This is a genomic window from Flavobacterium sp. HBTb2-11-1, assembly GCF_009826975.1.
Lineage (GTDB): Bacteria > Bacteroidota > Bacteroidia > Flavobacteriales > Flavobacteriaceae > Flavobacterium.
In genome coordinates, this window is sequence record NZ_WUMO01000009.1 from 61,399 (window position 1) to 81,273 (window position 19,875).

Genomic DNA, 19,875 nt, shown 5'->3' on the forward strand with positions numbered 1-19,875 from the left:
AATATTTTTTCATTTTGTTGATATTACTATAAAATTAAAGAAAAAAGGTTTCAACAAAAAGGTTTTTGACAAAGTTTTTCTGTAAAAATGTAACCCCACAGGTTTAAAACTTATCGGGTTTACTAAGTTTCAAAAAAGTTACAAATTTTTAATTACAAATTCAGATCTTCTGTTTAATTCATGTTCTTCTTCTGAGCACGAGTCATCAGTTTTGCATTTTATAATTGGCACCGATTCACCATAACCTTTTGCTGTGATCCTTTGGGCATCTATTCCCGATTGAATAATAAACTCTCTAGTAGAATTAGCTCTCTTTTGGGATAAATCTTCATTAAATTTAGCATTTCCTCTAGAATCGGTATGCGATCCTATTTCGATTTTCATTTCAGGATATTTCTTCATTAGTTCGACAACTCTTCCTAGAACCACTTTTGATTCTTTACGAATGTACCACATATTATAGTCAAAGTAAATTGGATCTGTTTTAATTATTAAACGGTCTTTGTCTTTTATAACATCTTTTTCTTTCGCTAAAATCTCTTTTACTTTTTCCTGTTTTTTAACTTCAGCTGCAACAATTGCGGCTTCTTTGGCTTTTTTCTCTTTTTCTTTTAACTCAAGCGCAACCAAAGCTTCTTTTTTCTTGTTCTCTTCTTCAATAATAATTTCCTGTTTTCTCTTATTTTCAGCAATTTGTTTTTCTTCCTTTTTGATGGCTTCTAAAGATCTCAAAGCCAAAGAAGCATCGTTAACTTTATCTCTAGTTTTATCTAAGGTCAATATTTTAGAAGCATTGGTATAGTTTTCTTTGAAAGCGCTTATTTTATACGAACTCTCACAGGCAACCGTAAAACTGAATTTTCCGTCAGCAGAAGTTGTGATTGTATTTAAGGTTTTATTTTCTGAATCCTGCAATAATACTGTTGCACTTTCTAGAGCCAATTGCGTATCTACATCTGTAATTGTTCCTGCAATAAACTGTTTGCAATCTTCAACGATTAGATCTTTTATTTCTTTGAATTGATAAATGTCGTCGCTTCCCTTTCCTCCTTCTCTATTTGAAGCAAAAAATCCTTCTTTGGTATTAGAATCGATATTAAACGCAAAATCATCTAAATTAGAATTTAACGGAAGTCCAACATTTACTGGTTTTGAATAGTCATTTCCATTTATTTCAGAAACAAAAACATCTAATGATCCGTAACCTAAATGTCCGTCTGATGAAAAATATAATTTATTGTCTCCCGAAGCAAAAGGAAACTGCTCTCTCTTACCGGTATTGACTTGCGGCCCTAAATTCTTCGGAGTATCAAATGCTCCTTTATTTATGTTTACTGAATAAATATCAAATGATCCCAAAGAACCCGGCATGTCTGAAGCAAAATACAATACTTTTTCATCGGCACTCAAAGCGGGATGCTCAACAGAATAATTCGGACTGTTGAATGGAAGCGATGTAATATTGGTCCATTTTCCTTCTACTAATTCTGCTTTAAAAATCTGAAGATTTGAGATTTTTTTATCGTCTTTTTTCTTCTTGCCATTTTTAGAATTGTTTCTCGTAAAATACATCGTTTTGCCATCTTTTGTAAAAACTGCATTCGATTCGTGCATTCCAGTTTTTAATTCTTTAGCAAAATAATGAACGATAGAATCTGCCGAATTGATGTTTTTTAAAGGAATTGAAACTAAATTCAAATAGGTTTCGTTATCCCATTTGTATTTTTTATCGAATAAACCAGGTTTCAATTTAACTCCTGCAAAAACTAGATTTTCTTTGTATTTAACTGCTCCAAATTCAGAATTTGGCGTATTTATAGCAAGGTTTTTAATTTCAAAACGCTTACCGATCGCAGTAACATTTTCTAAAGTTTTAAGTTCTTTTTCAAAATTGGCTCTATCTTCTGGATTAGAAGATTTAGCATAATATTCTTTTAAATTGGCATTTGCATCATCGATACTATTTGTTGCTTTTAAAGTCTGTGCGTATCTAAAATAATATTCTCTGTCTAAATTATTGCTGTAATTGCCAATCAGAAGACGATAATAACGCTGCGCTTTAACCAAATCATTGGTATAGAAATAAGAATCGGCCAAGTTTTTAATGACTTCTTGTGAAGGTCTTTCGTCGGCTAATTTTTGGTATAAAATAATGGCTTCGCTGTAATATGTTTTATCAAAAAAACGTTTTGCTCTAATCAATTCCTGATCCTGTGCACTTATAAACTGTATTGAAAATACGAATATAATAACAAGTAATTTTTTCATATTTTTCATTTTAGAAGAATCTTGGTGATTTATCGAATCCTTTTCCTAATAGATCCAAATCAAACAACAGCATGATCTCGTGTGTTCCTGAATTAAACTGGCCGAAATTTGTGAGCGTATAATCATAGGCGTAACCCACTCTCAGTGTCGGCGTAACATTAATGTTGAATAAAGCGCTAACTGAATCATCGATTCTGTAGGCTGCTCCAAATTCAAACTTTTCATTATACAAAACATTGGCTGTAACATCTAAAGTAATCGGTGCGCCTTTTACAAATTTTGACATAAAAGCAGGTTTTAGCTTCAATTTATCATTCACTTGAAAAACATAACCAGCCGTTAAAAAAGTATGTATTTCTTCAGAACCAAAAGCATTAACTCCCGATTTTTCTTCAATATATTTTGATTTAAGCAAATTCGGCACAGATAGTCCGACATAGAGATTATCCCTAAAATAGTAAGCTCCAACTCCAATGTTAGGTTTGGTTGCATTTATATTTTCTGCAAAAGCTAAATCGGTCTGCGGATCTGTAAAACGAAATCCGTTAAAATTGGTTTGCATGGATGAAAAACCTGCTTTTAAACCTAGAGACAATTTATTTTTTCCGCCTAATTTTAAAACATAGGCAAAATCGGCATAAACATTATTTTCTTTTTTAGCACCATCTCCAATATCATCTGAAATAAAAGAGATTCCTGCTTCTATTTTGTCATTGATCGCCGTATGTCCAAAAAAAGTAAATGTTTTTGGAGCACCGTAAGCGCCCACCCATTGCGTTCTATACAATCCGCCAAAATTCATCATAGCAGGAACGCCTGTCGCATAAGCAGGATTGACTACGCTCATATTGTACATATAATGCGTGTATTCTGGATCTTGCTGTGCAGAGACCGATAAATAGAAAAGAAAATTTATAAGGAGTATTATTTTTTTCATTTGAAAACTATATTAAAATGTAAAAACAGATTATCGATTTAAATAAAGACGGCCTTGTTTGGGCGGTTTATTGTCTTTATTGAAATGCAACACATAAAAATAAACTCCGTTGGGCGCGATACCTCCCGCGATACCGCTTTTTTCATAATTTTTACCATCCCAAGCTGGTTTACTATTATCTCCTTTATACATTCCGTTTCCGTATCTATTATAAATTTCAAGTGTATAATTCGGGTATAAAAACTCAATATCTTTTATCACAAATGAGTCGTTTACGCCATCTCCGTTTGGCGAAAATCCGTCTGGAATAAAGAATTCGTACTGAGCAACCTCGCAGTCTTGCAAAGAGACTTTAACTTCTCTATAACTTTCAGACAAGCATCTTGTTACTTCATTCAAATCATATCCGTAATAAGTTGCATTATGGACTAATAATGTGGTTGAAGGCAATAAATTTCCATCTACTGCATCATACCAAGCAACGGTTGTGGGAACATTTGTTTTATTAGAAAGATCACTTATTTTCGGATTTGCCAATCCGCAGAAGTCTGGCGTTTCTGTCATTTCAGGAGCTGGCGTATCGTTTATAATTACCGAAATTTTGGCTGGTTCTGAAGTACAGCCCGCTGCTGAAGTTTCCCTAACGAAATAATCTTCTGTTTTTAAAACATAATCAACTGCTAACGGTGTTGTTGCTGTTGCCGAATTATACCATTTATATTGCGCCCCTTTGGGCTCTAAATTGGCTATTACTGCTTCATCAACTTTACAAAACTGCTGATCTGTTACAGCTGGTGCTGGCGGAATTGGATTTATTACAAAATCATCTGTAACATTGATTAAATCTACATCGCAATTTGTAACGGTATTGGTTAAATTCAATAATGTAATTTTTGTTGTTCCTGTATTTAAAAGCAATTCGGCAGGAATAATAAAATCTAATTTTCCATTTGTGACTGCTTTTGCAATAGTTTGCACAGATGAAGAATTGCTTTCAGACAATGCGTAAGAAATACTGGCATTCGTTAAGCTTCCTAAACCAGAAACTGCAACAGTAACAGGAGCATTCAAACAGAAATCATTAACTTTTGCCACCACAGTTACTGCATTTGGAAGCGGATTTATATTTAAATTTCCTGCTACATTTGCCGTATTGTTGCATTGAGGCGAAGGATTTGTAATATCAGTGATGCTATAAATACTAATTACCGATAATCCGCTTCTAGTATTCAAACTTCTTGGAACTATAAAAGAAGCCTTTCCTCCAATAGATTGCATTTCTGCTGTTTCGCCAAGAGCCAAATTATCTCCATTTACGTTATAAGAGACACGGTAATTTCCATCGAGCAATTGAGGCGCTGTGACTTGAATTGTAGCATCATCATTTTGACAAATAGGAAGCGCCGATAATGTAGCATTAGTCAAACGCGGTAATGGATAAATAGTCAAAATAGTTGAAAACGGACTAAAGATATTTACACATTTTCCTTTACTTGATGTTGACACTATACGCGTAACCGTTATGGTATATTGCCCCACTTGTTTAAAATAAGAAGATCGAATTGGAAAGTTAAATTCTCCATTTGCAAAATTTCCTCTTATAGTTTCAGATCCAGACGCTCCCGGTCCGACAACACTAAAACTAACCTCGTATACTCCATTAGGTATAGAGTCTGGCCCTTGCGTAATTTTTGCCGAATACGTTGCTGTGGCAATTTCCGATTCGCAGATATCTTTGCTAACTGCGATTTTTGACCCTGTAAAATCGAGTCTTTTTTCGAGCAATATTTTTACAGTAGCATTATCATCAGGACATATAAAGCTGTTAGGAACAGCTAAAACAGTATACGTATAAGAATATTCTCCTGGCCCATTTGCATCAAATAATTCTTGAAGATTAATAGTATGATCAGTGGGCGATGTTATTCCGATACCTGTCCAAGTTCCATCTGGGTCTTCACCAGTAAGCCTATCATTTAAATTCAAATCGGTATATACTGCCAAATCGGTTGTGCCGCACAACTCCAAATGCTGTGGTTCTCCTGCTTCTGGAGCTATATAAATAGTTACTTGCACATTGGTAGACTTTTCGTCGGGAGAACATGCAAGCACAGCTGGCACGGTATAGATAAAGTTAAGTGTAGTTTTGGTTTTATATTGGTCAATCGTTATTGAAGATTCTACGGGCTCTCCTTTGTCAGTCTTAAATGTCCCGTTTACATGTGGTCCCATTACTTTACTGTCAAAAGCCGTAAAAAGATTAAAAGTTCGATTTTTATTACAAACAGTAGCTTCCGAACCAACCCCCACATATGCGCCTATCGTAATTGTAACTACAGCTTTATTATCTGTACATCCTGAAGTCGCGGGAGCAGTATAAGTATAATAATACGTTCCACCGCCAAGAATAAGTTGCGCGTTCAAAATACCATTAGCAGCATCTAAACCTTGCTTGCTGCTTCCTGTCCATGTTCCGCCAGGAACTGGAGAACCTCCTAATAAAGAAAATAAATTTACCGATTGATAAATTGGATTAGAGACGTCACAAATTAATTCATTTGTATTATCATCACCAGCACATTGTGCAGTTAGTTTTGAAGAAATGAGGGTAAAAAAAATAAAAAACAATACAAAACAGTGGTAGCTAATGTAGTTTTTTGCCATAGATTAAATTTTTTACTAAACATAAGAAAATATTTAACAAAAAACACGTTTTTTAGTAAACTTATTTTCACAAAAAGCAAACATTTCTACAATACAACATCTTAAAACGCTGTTTTCATAATAAATCAAAAATTATGACCTAGTTCTTTTTTACAATTCATCTTCTAGCCTAAATCTAAATTTAAGCACCACACTATTTCGTTCAACCTCGATATTAATCCAAATATCATCTTCCGATTTTAAAAGATTATTAATCTGTTGGAGAGTATATTTATACGGCTGTGTCTTATTAATACTGATAATAATGTCACCTTTAAGAAGTCCGCATTTTTCAGCTGCAGAATTCTTACGCACGTTTACAATTTCATAAACAGGCTTTAGAGCAAATTTATATTTAAAATTATTGCTGTTCTTCTCTTTTTCCTGCAATTCATCCATCGAGGAAGCAACTCGCACGGTTTCTAAATGCACTGTTTCCTGTACCCACTGAAGTCCATTGTGCTGAACCGTGATTCCACTTTTATTGTAGGTAAAAGGTTCTCCAAATTTGCTATTCTTTTTCAGGTAGAGTTTTTTCCCTTTATAATCCAAAACCAAAGTAAATCGTTTTAAAACTTCGCCACCAACAGATCCAATACGTCCTGGGACCATCTTAACGTTCCGAATGGAGGCAGAATCAGGAAAAGAAACGATTGGTTTTTTAAAATCAAATTCGTCAATCGAAAATTTATCAATTTTAGCACGATGCCCTTCAATATCCCCGCTAAATCCTTTTCCTAAAAAATCTGGAAAATTTTTATTTGGGAGTTTGATTTTATCATTTTCAAAAACCCAGAAAGCATCACTATTTCCAATATCAATTAGAAGCTTTGCCGGAATTTCTTCATTATTGACCGTTGCTGTTGTCATGATGTAGGGTTTTGATTTTTCTACTGTTATCGGAACCATTCTAAACTTTTTATTTAGTCTTTCCTCAAACTTATTATTCTTCGCATGAACTATTATTTTCCTTTTCTGGTAATTAACTTCTACATAGTTATTTCGAAAGAATTTATGGCCGATAATTCCATTGACAGGAATTCCGATATGAGAAGACAAATTGAAGCTTTGGTCTAAAATAATAAAAACCATATGATCATTGGATTTCAGACCATGCGTTTCCAAAATATTCTTTGTCGATTTCAGGCCTTCTATTTCTTCCTCGCTTCCTAAACCGCGGAGTTTAATTTTTTCCACATTATTAAAACTGACTTCCTGCTTTTCTTCCATACTAAACAGAATCGTTTCTTCGACACCAGAATCTAAAAGAAAGTTAAGCTCAACTCCATTTACTTTTATCGGAATAAAAACAAGATTATTTATCAATTTAAAAGGAATTGTGGCCTTTGTTGCATTGTTTTCCAATAAAAAATCGCCTTGTCCAAAAAGCAAAAAAGGTAAGAATAACCCAAAAAACAATACTATATATTTTTTCATTGACAATATTTTATTATAAAATTAGTAAATATATTTATTATTGTTACATTTTTGCAAGTACCCGTATTGTTTACGTTAAATTGGAAAAAAAAATGCAAATTTGCACTTCAATAATTTATACTCATGCCGACAATTTCACACAAGGGAAGAAACATGCCCGAATCTCCGATACGCAAGCTGGCTCCTTTTGCTGATTTAGCAAAGAAAAAAGGACACAAGGTGTATCATTTAAACATTGGTCAACCGGATATCAAGACACCGGAAGTGGCCATCGAGGCGGTAAAAAATATTGATTTGAGTATTATAGAATACAGTCCGTCTGCCGGATATGAAAGCTATAGAAAAAAATTAGCTCATTTTTACCAGCGCCAAAATGTAAACGTTAACACAGAAGACATCATTGTAACTACTGGTGGTTCTGAAGCCTTACTTTTTGCACTGGCCACAATTACAGATCCTGGAGATGAAATCATTATCCCGGAACCTTTTTATGCTAATTATCATGCGTTTGCTTCTTCTACAAGTGCAACTGTAGTGCCTCTTGTTTCTACTATTGAAACTGGTTTTGCTTTGCCAAGTATTGACGAAGTTGAAAAACTAATAACACCAAGAACAAAAGCCATTCTGATTTGCAACCCTGGAAATCCGACTGGATATTTATACTCTGAAGCCGAAATTAAACAATTGGCTCATTTAATTAAAAAACACGATTTATACTTAATCGCTGACGAAGTGTACCGTGAATTTTTATACGATGGAGATGATGTGCATTTTTCTGTAATGAATCTAGAAGATGTACAGCAAAATGTAATCATGGTTGATTCTGTTTCTAAACGCTACAGTATGTGCGGAGCAAGAATTGGCTGTCTGGTGACAAAAAACAAAGACGTCTTGGCAACCGTAATGAAGTTTGCTCAAGCGCGTTTAAGTCCGCCAACTATTGAGCAGATTGCTTGCGAAGCTGCTATAGACACTCCGCAGAGTTATTTTGATGAAGTAATTGGCGAATACAAAGAACGTCGCAATACCTTAATTGCCGAATTAAACAAGATTGAAGGTGTTGTGGTAACAAAACCAAAAGGCGCTTTTTATTGCATTGCCGAACTTCCGATAGAAGATTCAGACGATTTTGCGCAATGGCTTCTTGAAAGTTATAATTTAAATGGCGAAACGGTAATGATTGCTCCTGCAAAAGGTTTCTATTCGACTCCTGGAATGGGACTAAATCAGGTTCGTATTGCTTATGTGTTGAACAAAAAAGATTTGATTACTGCTGTAAATATCTTAAAGGAAGCTTTACTGGTTTACAACAACAGATAATCAATTCATTATAATCGATTTAAAAAGACAATAACGTTCTTCGTTGTTGTCTTTTTTGTTTTTAATAACAATATTTCTCTTTAAAATTTAAATTATATCCAAAAAGTAGTAATTAAATCCTAAAAACCATAGAAAAGGTTTCCTATTTATTAATTATCTTTACCGCCTTAAAAAGATATACCACATATAATAGTAGTTCTTAATGATAAATAACGAAGATTTTTTAGACGAAATAGGTGACAGTCATTTCAGCAGTAATGCAAAAAACCCTCTAAGAGCGGATGCTTTTGACATCACTGATGAAGAAAAAATAGAAAAAATTAAAAAAGATGTCGAAAACATCCTGCAAACTTTAGGAATGGATTTGACGGATGACAGCATTAAAGGAACTCCAAATCGAGTTGCAAAAATGTTTGTAAAAGAAATTTTTGGAGGCCTTAACCCTGCAAAACAGCCAAAAGCTTCTACTTTTGACAATAATTATAAATATGGCGAGATGCTTGTAGAAAAAAACATCACGGTTTATTCTACTTGCGAACACCACTTACTGCCAATTATCGGGCGTGCTCACGTTGCTTACATCTCAAGCGGACGCGTTATTGGTTTATCAAAAATGAACCGTATCGTAGAGTATTATGCAAAAAGACCTCAAGTACAAGAGCGTCTAACTATGCAGATTGTTCAAGAGCTTCAAAAAGCTTTAGGAACAGAAGATGTAGCCTGCGTTATTGATGCAAAACACCTTTGCGTAAACTCTCGCGGAATTAAAGATATCGAAAGCAGCACAGTAACTTCTGAGTTCGGAGGAAAATTCAAAGAGCCACAAACAAAAAGAGAATTTTTAGATTATATTAAGCTAGACACTCAATTCTAAAATGTTTATTGTTTTTAGTTTATAGTTTGTTGTTTTTATGGCGAAAATAGAAAAGTTTGAAGATTTAGAAATTTGGAGATTAGCTCGAGAAATCTGTCTTCAAATTGAATTTCTAATTCAAAATACAAACTTGAAAACAAACTATTCGTTAAAAGATCAAATTGATAGAAGTTCTGGTTCAATAATGGATAATATCGCAGAAGGTTTTGAAAGAAATGGCAATCGAGAATTTATTAATTTTTTAAGTATTGCAAAAGGTTCTGCTGGCGAAGTAAAATCTCAATCCTATAGAGCCTTTGATAAAAAACTGATTAATCAGGAACAACATTTAAAACTGAATGAAAAGGTTGAACTTGTTAAAAACAAAATTGGGGCAATGATGAACTATTTAAACAAATGTGAAATCAAAGGTCTAAAATTCAAATAAACAATTTCATCCCAAAACAATAAACCAAAAACAATAAACCAAAAACAATAAACAACAAACATTAAAAAATATGCCACTATATAGCAGTCAGCCTTTAAAAATATACAATTCACTTTCGGGTGAAAAAGAAGATTTCAAACCAATCCATGAAGGAAACGTTGGAATGTATGTTTGTGGACCTACCGTATATAGTAATGTCCATTTAGGAAACGTGAGAACTTTTATGTCTTTTGATGTAATTTTCAGATATTTTCTTCATTTGGATTATAAAGTTCGTTATGTTCGAAATATAACCGATGTTGGACATATCGTAGACGACGTGGATGAAGGTGAAGATAAAATTGCTAAAAAAGCACGCTTAGAGCAATTGGAACCAATGGAAGTAGTACAGCGTTATACTGTAGATTTCCACAACATTCTAAAAGCTTTCAACTTTTTGCCTCCAAGCATCGAGCCTACAGCAACAGGGCATATTATTGAGCAAATTGAAATTATTAAAAAAATTATCGATAAAGGCATCGCTTATGTGGCAAACGGATCGGTATATTTTGATGTTGTAAAATATAACGAGACTAATAATTACGGTATTTTAAGCGGTAGAAATATCGATGATATGCTGGCAAACACACGTGATCTTGACGGGCAATCTGACAAGAGAAATCCACAAGATTTTGCGCTTTGGAAAAAAGCAGAGCCGGAACATATCATGAGATGGCCTTCACCTTGGAGTGATGGTTTCCCTGGATGGCACTTAGAGTGTACTGCCATGAGCACCAAATATCTTGGGAATCATTTTGACATTCACGGAGGCGGAATGGATTTAAAATTCCCTCACCACGAGTGTGAAATCGCTCAAAATGAAGCTTGCACAGGTCAGGCGCCAGTAAATTACTGGATGCATGCGAACATGCTTACTTTAAACGGAAAGAAAATGGCAAAATCGACTGGAAACAATATTCTTCCAGGCGAAATTCTTAGCGGAGACAACAACATCTTAAGCAAACCATTTTCTGCTTCTGTAACTCGTTTTTTCATGCTTCAAGCACACTACAGAAGCATCTTAGATTTTTCTGATGATGCTATTGTTGCAGCCGAAAAAGGATATAAAAGATTGATGGAAGCACTAGATGCTTTACCAAATATTACTGCAGGAAATTCTAGTTCAATAGATTTTGCTGCTTGGAAACAGCTTTGCTACGATGCAATGAATGATGATTTCAACACGCCAATTTTAATTGCGCAGCTGTTTGAAGCCGTTCGCTACATCAATTTATTAAAAGATGGCAAAGAAACGATTTCTGCTGATGATTTAGCCGATTTCAAAAAAGCCGTAAATGCTTTTGTTTTTGACGTTTTAGGACTTAATGACGACAAAGCTGCTGATGGCGATAGCGATAAACTGGAAGGTGTAGTAAACATGCTTATCGAAATGAGAAATCAGGCGAGAGCAGATAAAAACTTTGCGCTTTCTGACCAAATTCGCGATCAATTAATTGCTTTGGGAATTCAGCTTAAAGACGGAAAAGAAGGAACTACTTTTAGCATTCAATAAAAAAGTATTCAATATTAGTTTTTAGTGTTTCATTCATTCTGAACACTAAAAACTGAGTATTGAACACCAACTAAACGATACAAGAAAAATATGTTTTCAAAAATTCTGATATATCCGTTTGTATTGTTAGTCCGTTTTTATCAGACTGCCATTTCACCGTTTACACCGGCTTCTTGCAGATTTGAGCCAACTTGTTCGACATATATGATTCAAGCACTGCAAATTCACGGATTGTTTTATGGCGGATTTTTAGGCATCAAACGTATCTTAAGCTGTCATCCTTGGGGAAGAAGCGGTTACGATCCTGTACCAGAAAAGAAATGCAACCACAAACATTAACTTTTTAGAAAGCGGTACTTTACATTAAATATTTATTTTTACAGCTATATAAAAACATTTATACATGACACACGCCTTAAATTTAGTTTGGAATCCTTCTGAAGGAATCAACTTAGGATTTTTTATGATCCGATATTATAGCCTAATGTTTGTAATTGCATTTGGCTTAGGATGGTTCCTAATGAAAAAGATGTTCGAAAGAGAAAACGAATCGATTGAAAAACTGGATTCTTTATTCGTTTGGACCGTTTTAGCCACTTTAATAGGCGCTCGTTTAGGTCATGTTTTCTTCTATGATTGGGAATATTTCAGAAATCATTTACTTGAAATTTTCCTTCCATTTAGATTTGAACCAGAATTTCATTTTACAGGTTTCCAAGGATTAGCAAGCCATGGCGCAGCTATTGCAATCATTGTTGCGATGTACTATTACAGTAAAAAAATATTAAAACGTCCGTTATTATGGATTTTAGACCGTGTTGTAATTCCTGTTGCAAGCGGTGCTATTTTTGTTCGTTTAGGAAACTTCTTTAACTCTGAAATTATTGGTCACGAAACTGACTCTGCATTCGGAATCCGTTTTCTTCACGACAAATTCAGCAAAGCCGAAGCCGTACAGAAAACAGGAATAGCCGATCCAAAAGAAGCTTATAACGCAATAGCTTCAGACCCAAGATTTGCAAACATATTAGCCGAGGTACCTTCAAGACATCCTACTCAGCTTTACGAAGCGATCTGTTACGTTTTTGTTTTTGCTATTTTATACTTTTTATACTGGAAAACAAATGCAAGACTTAAATCTGGACTTTTATTCGGATTGTTTTTAGTTCTTTTATTTGTTGTGCGTTTCATCGTAGAGTTTGTAAAAGAAAGCCAAGGCGGTTTTGAGAGCGAATTAGGCTTATTTTCGACAGGACAATGGCTAAGCATACCATTTATCATTATTGGACTTTTCTTTGTTATTAGAGCACAAAGAAATCCTTTAGCTGACGCATAAAACAATTTTAATTCATAAAAAAAGCCCAATATTTAAAGTATTGGGCATTTTCTTTTTATGGTTGATACGAAATACCAAATTCGATATTCTTAGTATTATATCCTGCATTACTGCTTCCTAAACCTGCATTAGAAACGTGCCGCAAACTCGGGCGAAGATCAAACTGAAATTTATGATAACTTGCAGTAAAACCAACTGCTAAAACATCAGCAAAAGCAAATCCTTTTGACATTCTCTCTGTTTCTGTATCTGTAATAAGAGGACCAACACTTCCTAATATATATATCGAGCACATTTTCCCAATTGGCTTTCTAACCACAAATCCAATATTCAGAACATATTCCATCACCTCCTTCATTTTCGTATATTCTATTCTTTTCTGCTCGAAATCTGGTTTCTCTGGCTTTACAAAATAATAATTCAATAATTGATGTTTTCCAAAATTGATTTCGGACTGAATTAAAACTTCGTATTCAAAATTTTTAGTCTCTTTGATCTTGTAATAGAGTTGCGCCTTATAAAAATGATTTTCAAAAGTATAATCGGTATTACTAAATTCACTTCCAAAACCATAACTCAAACCTAATCTATAATTACTGCTTTTCTCTTGCGCTTGAAGCTGAAATACCGCTAATAAAACAGCAATAAAGAATATTTGTTTTTGGATCATAATTCGTTTTGGATTGGCAGATGCAAACATAAAAAAAAGATCCAGTTTTCACTGGATCTTTCTATTATATCAAACAAGGTTTTAATTATGCCTTATTGTGTTTGTCTTCAATTGTGTGTTTCTCATCACTTGAAATCGTGTCAACCAATACTGGTGTAGCAATAAATAATGAAGAGTAAGTCCCCACGATAATACCGATTAACATTGCGAAGATAAATCCTCTGATAGACTCTCCACCGAAGATAAACATCGTTAATAATACGATGATCATCATTAATGAAGTATTCAATGTTCTAGATAATGTAGTATTAATAGAAGCGTTTACGATATCTTCGAAGGTACCTTTACGGTTTCCGATGATAAATTCTCTCACCCTGTCAAATACAATTACCGTATCATTCATAGAGTAACCAATTACAGTCAAAATCGCAGCGATAAAGTGCTGATCCATTTCCATATGGAATGGCATGAATTTGTAGCATAAAGAGTAAATTCCTAATACGAAGATTACGTCGTGCGCAACTGCTGCAATCGCACCTAATGAATATTGCCATTTACGGAAAGACACCATTAAGTATAAGAAAATAACTGCCATTGCACCAAGAACTGCCCAGTAAGAGTTAGTTTTAATATCCTCAGAGATAGAAGCACCTACTTTAGAAGCTTGCAATACTCCAACTCTCTTACCATCAAATGAATTGATAAATTTATCATAAGTAGTATTTGGGAAATATTTCTGTAATGCAGCGTATAATTTCTGGTTTACTTCTTCATCGATAGCAACACCGTCTTCTTTAATTTTATATTTAGTAGTGATTTTCAATTGATCATCATCACCTAAAATCTTAGCTTCAACCGGAGTACCGAATGCTGCAGACAATTCATCTGAAACTGCAGTAGCATCAACCGGTTTTTCGAATTTAACTTGGAAAGTTCTTCCTCCAACAAAATCAACACCTTCATCTAATCCGTTAACGAAGAAGATAGAAATTAAACTCACCACAACAACAATTGAAGAGAAGATATAAGTGAATTTTTTGATTTTAATGAAATCAAAGTGGAAGTTTGTAAACCAGTTTTTAGTAATATTTGTAGAGAAAGTCAAATCTGCTTTTCCTGCAATATTTCTGTCAATGAAGATTCTCGCAATAAAGATTGATGTAAACAATGAAGTTACGATACCAATTAATAATGTTAATGCGAATCCTTTAATAGGACCTGTTCCGAAAATGAACAAGATAGCTCCAGTTAAAACGTGAGTAACGTTAGCATCAATAATAGAACGCATTGCACCATGCCATCCGTAAGAAGCTGTAACTGCTTCAGAAAGAGATTTTCCTTCACGCAATTCCTCTTTCGCTCTTTCGTAGATAATAATGTTCGCATCTACAGCAGTACCTAATGTAAGTACGATACCTGCAATACCTGGTAATGTCAATACAAAACCAAAACTTGCCATAATTCCGAATAAGAATAATAAGTTCAATAATAACGCAAGGTTTGCATACCAACCAGCTTTACCATAATAGAATACCATCCAAACACAAACTAATAAGAAACCTAATACAGAAGAAATTGTACCTGCATCAATAGCCGCTTGTCCTAAAGATGGACCAACAACAGTAGACTGGATAATATCTGCAGAAGCTGGTAATTTACCTGCATTTAATACGTTAGCTAAATCTTTAGTTTCAGCTACATCAAATGAACCTGTAATCTCAGATCTTCCTCCAGCAATAGGACCGCTTGTTACACCTGGAGCAGAATATACGATATCATCTAATACAATAGCAATGTAGCTTTTTTGAGCGAATGCTCTACCTGTCAATTCTTCCCAAACTTTAGCACCTTGGCTGTTCATTTGCATAGAAACAGCTGGTTTACCCATTTGGTCAAAAGTATCTTTTGCATCAGTTACAACACCACCGCTCATTGCTGGGTTATTGTCTCTGTTTCCTTTTAAAGCATATAATTCAACTGCTTCGATATCAGCAGCGCTTTTAATATCTTTAGCTTTAGGATCTTTTATAGTTGTTGGCTTACTCCATACAAATTTTGCATAGTGTTGGTCAGCAGCCAATAATACTCTAATTTCTGGTCTTTTGAAATAATCATTGATAGCTGCAGTATCTTTAGGAGCAAAGTATCCTAAAACTGGTCCACCACCTTGAACGATCATTTTATCAAATAAAGGATTGTTTCCTTTTTTAACATCTGAAGAATCTTTAGCATCTGTTAATAATGCATTTAATGAATCTTTAGCAACCGTTTTAGTTTCAGTCTTTTTAACTTCTGTTTTCTTTAAAGCTTCGTTTGCAGATACTAAGAAATTTCCAATTTCTTCAATTTTGAAAGTTTCCCAAAACTCTAATTGAGCTTTTCCACCTAATAATTTTTTAATTCTATCAACATCCTTAGCACCTGGAAGCTCAACTAAGATTCTTCCTGTTTCTCCTAATTTTTGAATATTTGGTTGAGTAACACCAAATTTGTCGATACGCTCTCTTAATACTTTAAAAGCACTTTCTACAGACTCATCAACTTTTCTTTTGATCACTTTTTGAACTTGCGCATCAGACATCTGAAAGTCAACCCCACCTTCTCCTTGAAGACTTCTGTTAGCGAAAATATCTGGAGATGCTAATTTTACAGTTCCTTTTGAATTTGCTTCAAAAGCTTCAAAAAACTTATTTAAATATGTTTTGTTTCCTTCTAAGTTTGCAGATGCATCAGCTAATGATTTATTAAAAACTGGATTTTTAGAATTATTAGCCAAACCTTTTAATACATCTTTAATAGAAATTTGAAGAATAACGTTGATTCCTCCTTCTAAGTCAAGACCTTTATTAAGCTGTTTGTTTTTCACTTCGTTATAAGTGAAATCAGTAAAACCAAGATTTAATACTTTTTCTTTACCAATAGAATCTAAATATTTCAGCTCTTTATCAGGATTATCTCCTGCAAAAGCTTTAGCTTCACTTTTGACACTATTTGCCACAAAAGTGAAGGATAGTTGGTAAATACTTACCAATGCAAATAGAATTGCGAAAAATTTAATAAGTCCTTTATTCTGCATTATTACTAAAAATTAATTATGTTTTATTTTTGATTTTGTTTTAAAGTCCCATAAAATAAGCCCTGACATGATTTTTTAAAACAAAAAAACGAGATCACGAATTACCAATTTTTTTTTAAACCGAGCAAATATATAATTAACGAAAATATTAACCAATTTATTTATTAATTAATCTCAAAAAAAAAGCCGCAAAAGTGCAGCTTCTTTTCTTTTTTGCCGTTTTTATTATACTAAAATCGTTTTTAAGGCATCATTCATACTACGAACGGCATCTGCACTTTTAGCAAATAATGCTTTTTCCTGATCGTTTAATTTAATATCAACTATCTCTTCTACTCCGTTTTTACCAATTATACATGGCACTCCAATACAGATATCATTTTGTCCATATTCTCCTTCTACAAAAACAGAACATGCAATCATTTTTTTCTGATCGTTTAGAATACTGTCAACTAAATACGCTACAGAAGCACCTGGCGCATACCACGCCGAAGTCCCTAAAAGCCCAGTAAGAGTAGCTCCTCCTACCATCGTATCTGCTGCAACTTTTTGCAATACTTCTTCCGAAAGAAACTGCGATACTGGAATTCCATTATAAGAAGCTAAACGCGTTAACGGAATCATAGTGGTATCTCCATGACCTCCAATTACCATTGCCGAAATATCATTTGCGGGTTTATCCAAAGCTAATGAAAGGTAAGTTCTAAAACGAGAACTATCTAAAGCACCGCCCATTCCTATTATTCTATTTTTCGGAAGACCTGTAGCTTTCAAAGCCAAATACGTCATCGTATCCATCGGATTGGAAACTACGACAATTATAGTATTAGGAGAATATTTTAGTACATTTTCGGCAACTGTTTTTACAATTCCTGCATTAATACCTATTAATTCTTCTCTAGTCATTCCTGGTTTTCTCGGAATTCCTGATGTAATTACTACTACATCGCTTCCCGCGGTTTTAGAATAATCGTTGGTAACTCCCGAAACTCTGGTATTAAAACCTGTGTTTGTGGCACACTGTGTAATATCCAGCGCCTTCCCCTCTGCAAAACCTTCTTTAATATCCAACAATACTACTTCGCTTGCAATTTCTCTATAAGAAATGACATCTGCACAGGTAGCTCCAACATTTCCTGCTCCTACAATGGTAACTTTCATATTTTTTACTTTATCGGTTATTAATTATGTCTATTCTCTAAAAAGACAATTCGTTTAATTGTCTAGTAAATTTAAACAATTAAACGAATTGAAATTATTAATTTTTCATTTTATGCGTCGATATTTGCGTAAACTGCATTTTTCTCGATAAACTCTCTACGTGGCGGTACTTCATCCCCCATCAGCATAGAGAAAACCTGATCAGCTTCAGCAAGACTTTCAATATTCACCTGACGTAATGTTCTGAAATTTGGATCCATTGTAGTTTCCCATAATTGTTCCGCGTTCATCTCTCCAAGACCTTTATAACGCTGGATAGAAGCACTTCCTCCCATTCTTTCGTTAGCCTGATCACGCTGAACATCATTCCAAGCATATTCTTTTTTGTTTCCTTTTTTAACTAAATATAAAGGTGGCGCTGCAATGTAAACGTGGCCTTCTTCGATAAGTTCTTTCATGAAACGGAAGAAGAACGTTAATATTAAGGTAGAAATGTGGCTACCGTCGACATCGGCATCACACATGATGATTACCTTATGATATCTTAGTTTTTCAAGATTTAACGCTTTACTATCTTCAGCAGTTCCAACCGTTACTCCTAATGCAGTAAAGATATTTCTAATCTCTTCGTTTTCGAACACTTTATGGTGCATCGCTTTTTCAACATTCAAAATCTTACCACGCAATGGCAAAATCGCCTGAAAGTTACGATCACGTCCTTGTTTTGCTGTTCCACCAGCCGAATCTCCCTCGACAAGGTAAACCTCACATCTTGCTGGATCTTGCTCAGAGCAATCTGATAATTTACCTGGTAATCCTCCACCGCCCATAACGGTTTTACGCTGTACCATTTCACGAGCTTTTTTAGCTGCGTGACGTGCCTGAGCTGCTAAGATTACTTTTTGGATAATTACTTTTGCATCATTTGGATTTTCTTCCAAATAATTCTCCAACATCTCTCCAACTGCTTGAGAAACCGGAGAAACTACCTCTCTGTTTCCAAGTTTAGTTTTAGTTTGCCCTTCGAACTGAGGTTCCGCCACTTTTACCGAAATAATAGCGGTTAATCCTTCACGGAAATCGTCTCCTGAGATTTCGAATTTCAATTTATCTAACATTCCAGAAGCATCGGCATATTTTTTAAGCGTTCTTGTCAAACCACTTCTAAAACCTTGCAAATGCGTTCCTCCTTCGTGCGTATTGATATTGTTTACATAAGAAAAAATATTCTCAGTATAACTTGTATTATAGATCAAAGCAACTTCAACTGGAATTTCACCTTTTTCGTGATCCATACTGATTACGTGAGAAATAATCGGCTCACGGTTTCCATCTAAATAACGGATATATTCTTTTAATCCTTCATCAGAATGAAAAACTTCACTTCTAAATTCTCCTTTTTCATCAACTTCTCTCTTATCGGTAAACGTAATTGTAATTCCTTTATTCAAGAAAGAAAGTTCACGCATACGAGCTGAAAGCGTATCATATGAAAATTCAGTAGTCTGCTGAAAAATAGTATCATCTGGGAAGAAAGTCTGGCGCGTACCTCTTTTCTCTGTTTCACCGATTTGTTTTACAGGATATAAGGCTTTTCCTCTTTCGTATTCCTGCTCGTAAATTTTACCTTCTCTAAATACAGTAGATTTCATGTGAACAGAAAGAGCGTTTACTACAGAAACCCCAACCCCATGCAAACCTCCTGAAACTTTATATGAATCTTTGTCGAATTTACCTCCGGCACCAATTTTTGTCATTACAACCTCAAGTGCAGAAACACCTTCTTTTTTATGTAAATCAACTGGAATACCACGTCCGTTATCTTCAACTGTAACAGAACCATCTTCGTTTATTGAGACACTAATGGTGTCGCAATGCCCTCCCATGGCCTCATCAATAGAGTTATCAACAACCTCATAAACTAAATGATGCAGTCCTCGAACCCCTACATCTCCAATATACATTGATGGACGCATTCTTACGTGCTCCATTCCTTCTAATGCCTGAATACTATCTGCTGAATAATTGTTCTTCTTGATTTCTTCGCTCATATAATTTATTCTAAAAATGTATTTACTGTCTAACACGCAAATATATAAAAACGCGAGCTATAT

14 protein-coding genes are annotated in these 19,875 nt (G+C 34.5%); 6 read left to right on the forward strand and 8 right to left on the reverse strand.

The features are described 5' to 3' along the window. Nucleotides 1-138: 138 nt before the first annotated feature. The 4 genes from GR162_RS18700 to GR162_RS18715 all read right to left on the reverse strand — a co-directional run bounded on the left by GR162_RS18700 (nt 139) and on the right by GR162_RS18715 (nt 7,345). Nucleotides 139-2,268 carry an OmpA family protein gene (locus tag GR162_RS18700; RefSeq protein WP_160783362.1) on the reverse strand — a complete coding sequence of 710 codons (2,130 nt, stop codon included), beginning with the start codon at nt 2,266-2,268 and terminating at the stop codon, nt 139-141. Between the two features lie 10 nt (nt 2,269-2,278). Then, complete coding sequence (locus GR162_RS18705; RefSeq protein WP_160783363.1) at nt 2,279-3,205, reverse strand: type IX secretion system membrane protein PorP/SprF; 927 nt, start codon at nt 3,203-3,205, stop codon at nt 2,279-2,281. A gap of 30 nt (nt 3,206-3,235) precedes the next feature. After that, nucleotides 3,236-5,869 carry a gliding motility-associated C-terminal domain-containing protein gene (locus GR162_RS18710; protein WP_160783364.1) on the reverse strand — a complete coding sequence of 878 codons (2,634 nt, stop codon included), beginning with the start codon at nt 5,867-5,869 and terminating at the stop codon, nt 3,236-3,238. A gap of 150 nt (nt 5,870-6,019) precedes the next feature. Next, entirely contained in the window at nt 6,020-7,345 is a 1,326-nt protein-coding gene (locus GR162_RS18715; protein WP_008462288.1) for a PDZ domain-containing protein, read from the reverse strand. Nucleotides 7,346-7,468: 123 nt separating this feature from the next. Here GR162_RS18715 and GR162_RS18720 point away from each other — a divergent pair, with 123 nt between their 5' ends. The 6 genes from GR162_RS18720 (at nt 7,469) to lgt (ending at nt 12,854) form a co-directional block, all read left to right on the forward strand. After that, nucleotides 7,469-8,665, forward strand: a complete 1,197-nt coding sequence (locus GR162_RS18720) for a pyridoxal phosphate-dependent aminotransferase (protein WP_091130830.1) — start codon at nt 7,469-7,471, stop codon at nt 8,663-8,665. Between the two features lie 202 nt (nt 8,666-8,867). Continuing rightward, the gene (folE, locus tag GR162_RS18725) at nt 8,868-9,539 is read left to right on the forward strand and encodes a GTP cyclohydrolase I FolE (RefSeq protein WP_066032379.1); all 672 of its coding nucleotides are present in this window, start codon (nt 8,868-8,870) and stop codon (nt 9,537-9,539) included. Nucleotides 9,540-9,576: 37 nt separating this feature from the next. Continuing rightward, nucleotides 9,577-9,966 (forward strand): four helix bundle protein, encoded by a 390-nt coding sequence (locus tag GR162_RS18730; RefSeq protein WP_008462285.1) that lies wholly within the window; start codon nt 9,577-9,579, stop codon nt 9,964-9,966. A gap of 70 nt (nt 9,967-10,036) precedes the next feature. Beyond that, the gene (gene cysS / locus GR162_RS18735; RefSeq protein WP_066032381.1) at nt 10,037-11,518 is read left to right on the forward strand and encodes a cysteine--tRNA ligase; all 1,482 of its coding nucleotides are present in this window, start codon (nt 10,037-10,039) and stop codon (nt 11,516-11,518) included. 90 nt (nt 11,519-11,608) lie between these two features. Beyond that, nucleotides 11,609-11,857 carry a membrane protein insertion efficiency factor YidD gene (gene yidD, locus GR162_RS18740; RefSeq protein WP_160783365.1) on the forward strand — a complete coding sequence of 83 codons (249 nt, stop codon included), beginning with the start codon at nt 11,609-11,611 and terminating at the stop codon, nt 11,855-11,857. Nucleotides 11,858-11,921: 64 nt separating this feature from the next. Then, nucleotides 11,922-12,854, forward strand: coding sequence for a prolipoprotein diacylglyceryl transferase (lgt, locus tag GR162_RS18745; protein WP_160783366.1), 933 nt, complete (start codon nt 11,922-11,924; stop codon nt 12,852-12,854). Nucleotides 12,855-12,909: 55 nt separating this feature from the next. On the opposite strand, the gene GR162_RS18750 is transcribed toward lgt, so the two are convergent. The 4 genes from GR162_RS18750 to gyrB form a co-directional block, all read right to left on the reverse strand. Next, a complete protein-coding gene (locus GR162_RS18750) occupies nt 12,910-13,524 on the reverse strand; it encodes an acyloxyacyl hydrolase (RefSeq protein WP_237421395.1) in 615 nt (204 codons plus the stop codon). 85 nt (nt 13,525-13,609) lie between these two features. Continuing rightward, nucleotides 13,610-16,600 (reverse strand): protein translocase subunit SecDF, encoded by a 2,991-nt coding sequence (gene secDF, locus GR162_RS18755; RefSeq protein ID WP_160783368.1) that lies wholly within the window; start codon nt 16,598-16,600, stop codon nt 13,610-13,612. 225 nt (nt 16,601-16,825) lie between these two features. Then, nucleotides 16,826-17,761, reverse strand: a complete 936-nt coding sequence (mdh, locus tag GR162_RS18760) for a malate dehydrogenase (RefSeq protein ID WP_160783369.1) — start codon at nt 17,759-17,761, stop codon at nt 16,826-16,828. Nucleotides 17,762-17,871: 110 nt separating this feature from the next. Beyond that, on the reverse strand, nt 17,872-19,812 hold the full coding sequence (gyrB, locus tag GR162_RS18765; protein WP_008462259.1) for a DNA topoisomerase (ATP-hydrolyzing) subunit B: 1,941 nt from the start codon (nt 19,810-19,812) through the stop codon (nt 17,872-17,874). Nucleotides 19,813-19,875 lie beyond the last annotated feature (63 nt).

Coding starts and splice junctions, on each gene's coding strand:
- gyrB (WP_008462259.1), bottom strand. CDS start 19,812: ATGAGCGAAGAAATCAAGAAGAACAATTATTCAGCAGATAGTATTCAG.
- GR162_RS18750 (WP_237421395.1), bottom strand. CDS start 13,524: ATGATCCAAAAACAAATATTCTTTATTGCTGTTTTATTAGCGGTATTT.
- GR162_RS18705 (WP_160783363.1), bottom strand. CDS start 3,205: ATGAAAAAAATAATACTCCTTATAAATTTTCTTTTCTATTTATCGGTC.
- GR162_RS18700 (WP_160783362.1), bottom strand. CDS start 2,268: ATGAAAAAATTACTTGTTATTATATTCGTATTTTCAATACAGTTTATA.
- cysS (WP_066032381.1), top strand. CDS start 10,037: ATGCCACTATATAGCAGTCAGCCTTTAAAAATATACAATTCACTTTCG.
- folE (WP_066032379.1), top strand. CDS start 8,868: ATGATAAATAACGAAGATTTTTTAGACGAAATAGGTGACAGTCATTTC.
- GR162_RS18720 (WP_091130830.1), top strand. CDS start 7,469: ATGCCGACAATTTCACACAAGGGAAGAAACATGCCCGAATCTCCGATA.
- GR162_RS18715 (WP_008462288.1), bottom strand. CDS start 7,345: ATGAAAAAATATATAGTATTGTTTTTTGGGTTATTCTTACCTTTTTTG.
- GR162_RS18730 (WP_008462285.1), top strand. CDS start 9,577: ATGGCGAAAATAGAAAAGTTTGAAGATTTAGAAATTTGGAGATTAGCT.
- lgt (WP_160783366.1), top strand. CDS start 11,922: ATGACACACGCCTTAAATTTAGTTTGGAATCCTTCTGAAGGAATCAAC.
- secDF (WP_160783368.1), bottom strand. CDS start 16,600: ATGCAGAATAAAGGACTTATTAAATTTTTCGCAATTCTATTTGCATTG.
- mdh (WP_160783369.1), bottom strand. CDS start 17,761: ATGAAAGTTACCATTGTAGGAGCAGGAAATGTTGGAGCTACCTGTGCA.
- GR162_RS18710 (WP_160783364.1), bottom strand. CDS start 5,869: ATGGCAAAAAACTACATTAGCTACCACTGTTTTGTATTGTTTTTTATT.
- yidD (WP_160783365.1), top strand. CDS start 11,609: ATGTTTTCAAAAATTCTGATATATCCGTTTGTATTGTTAGTCCGTTTT.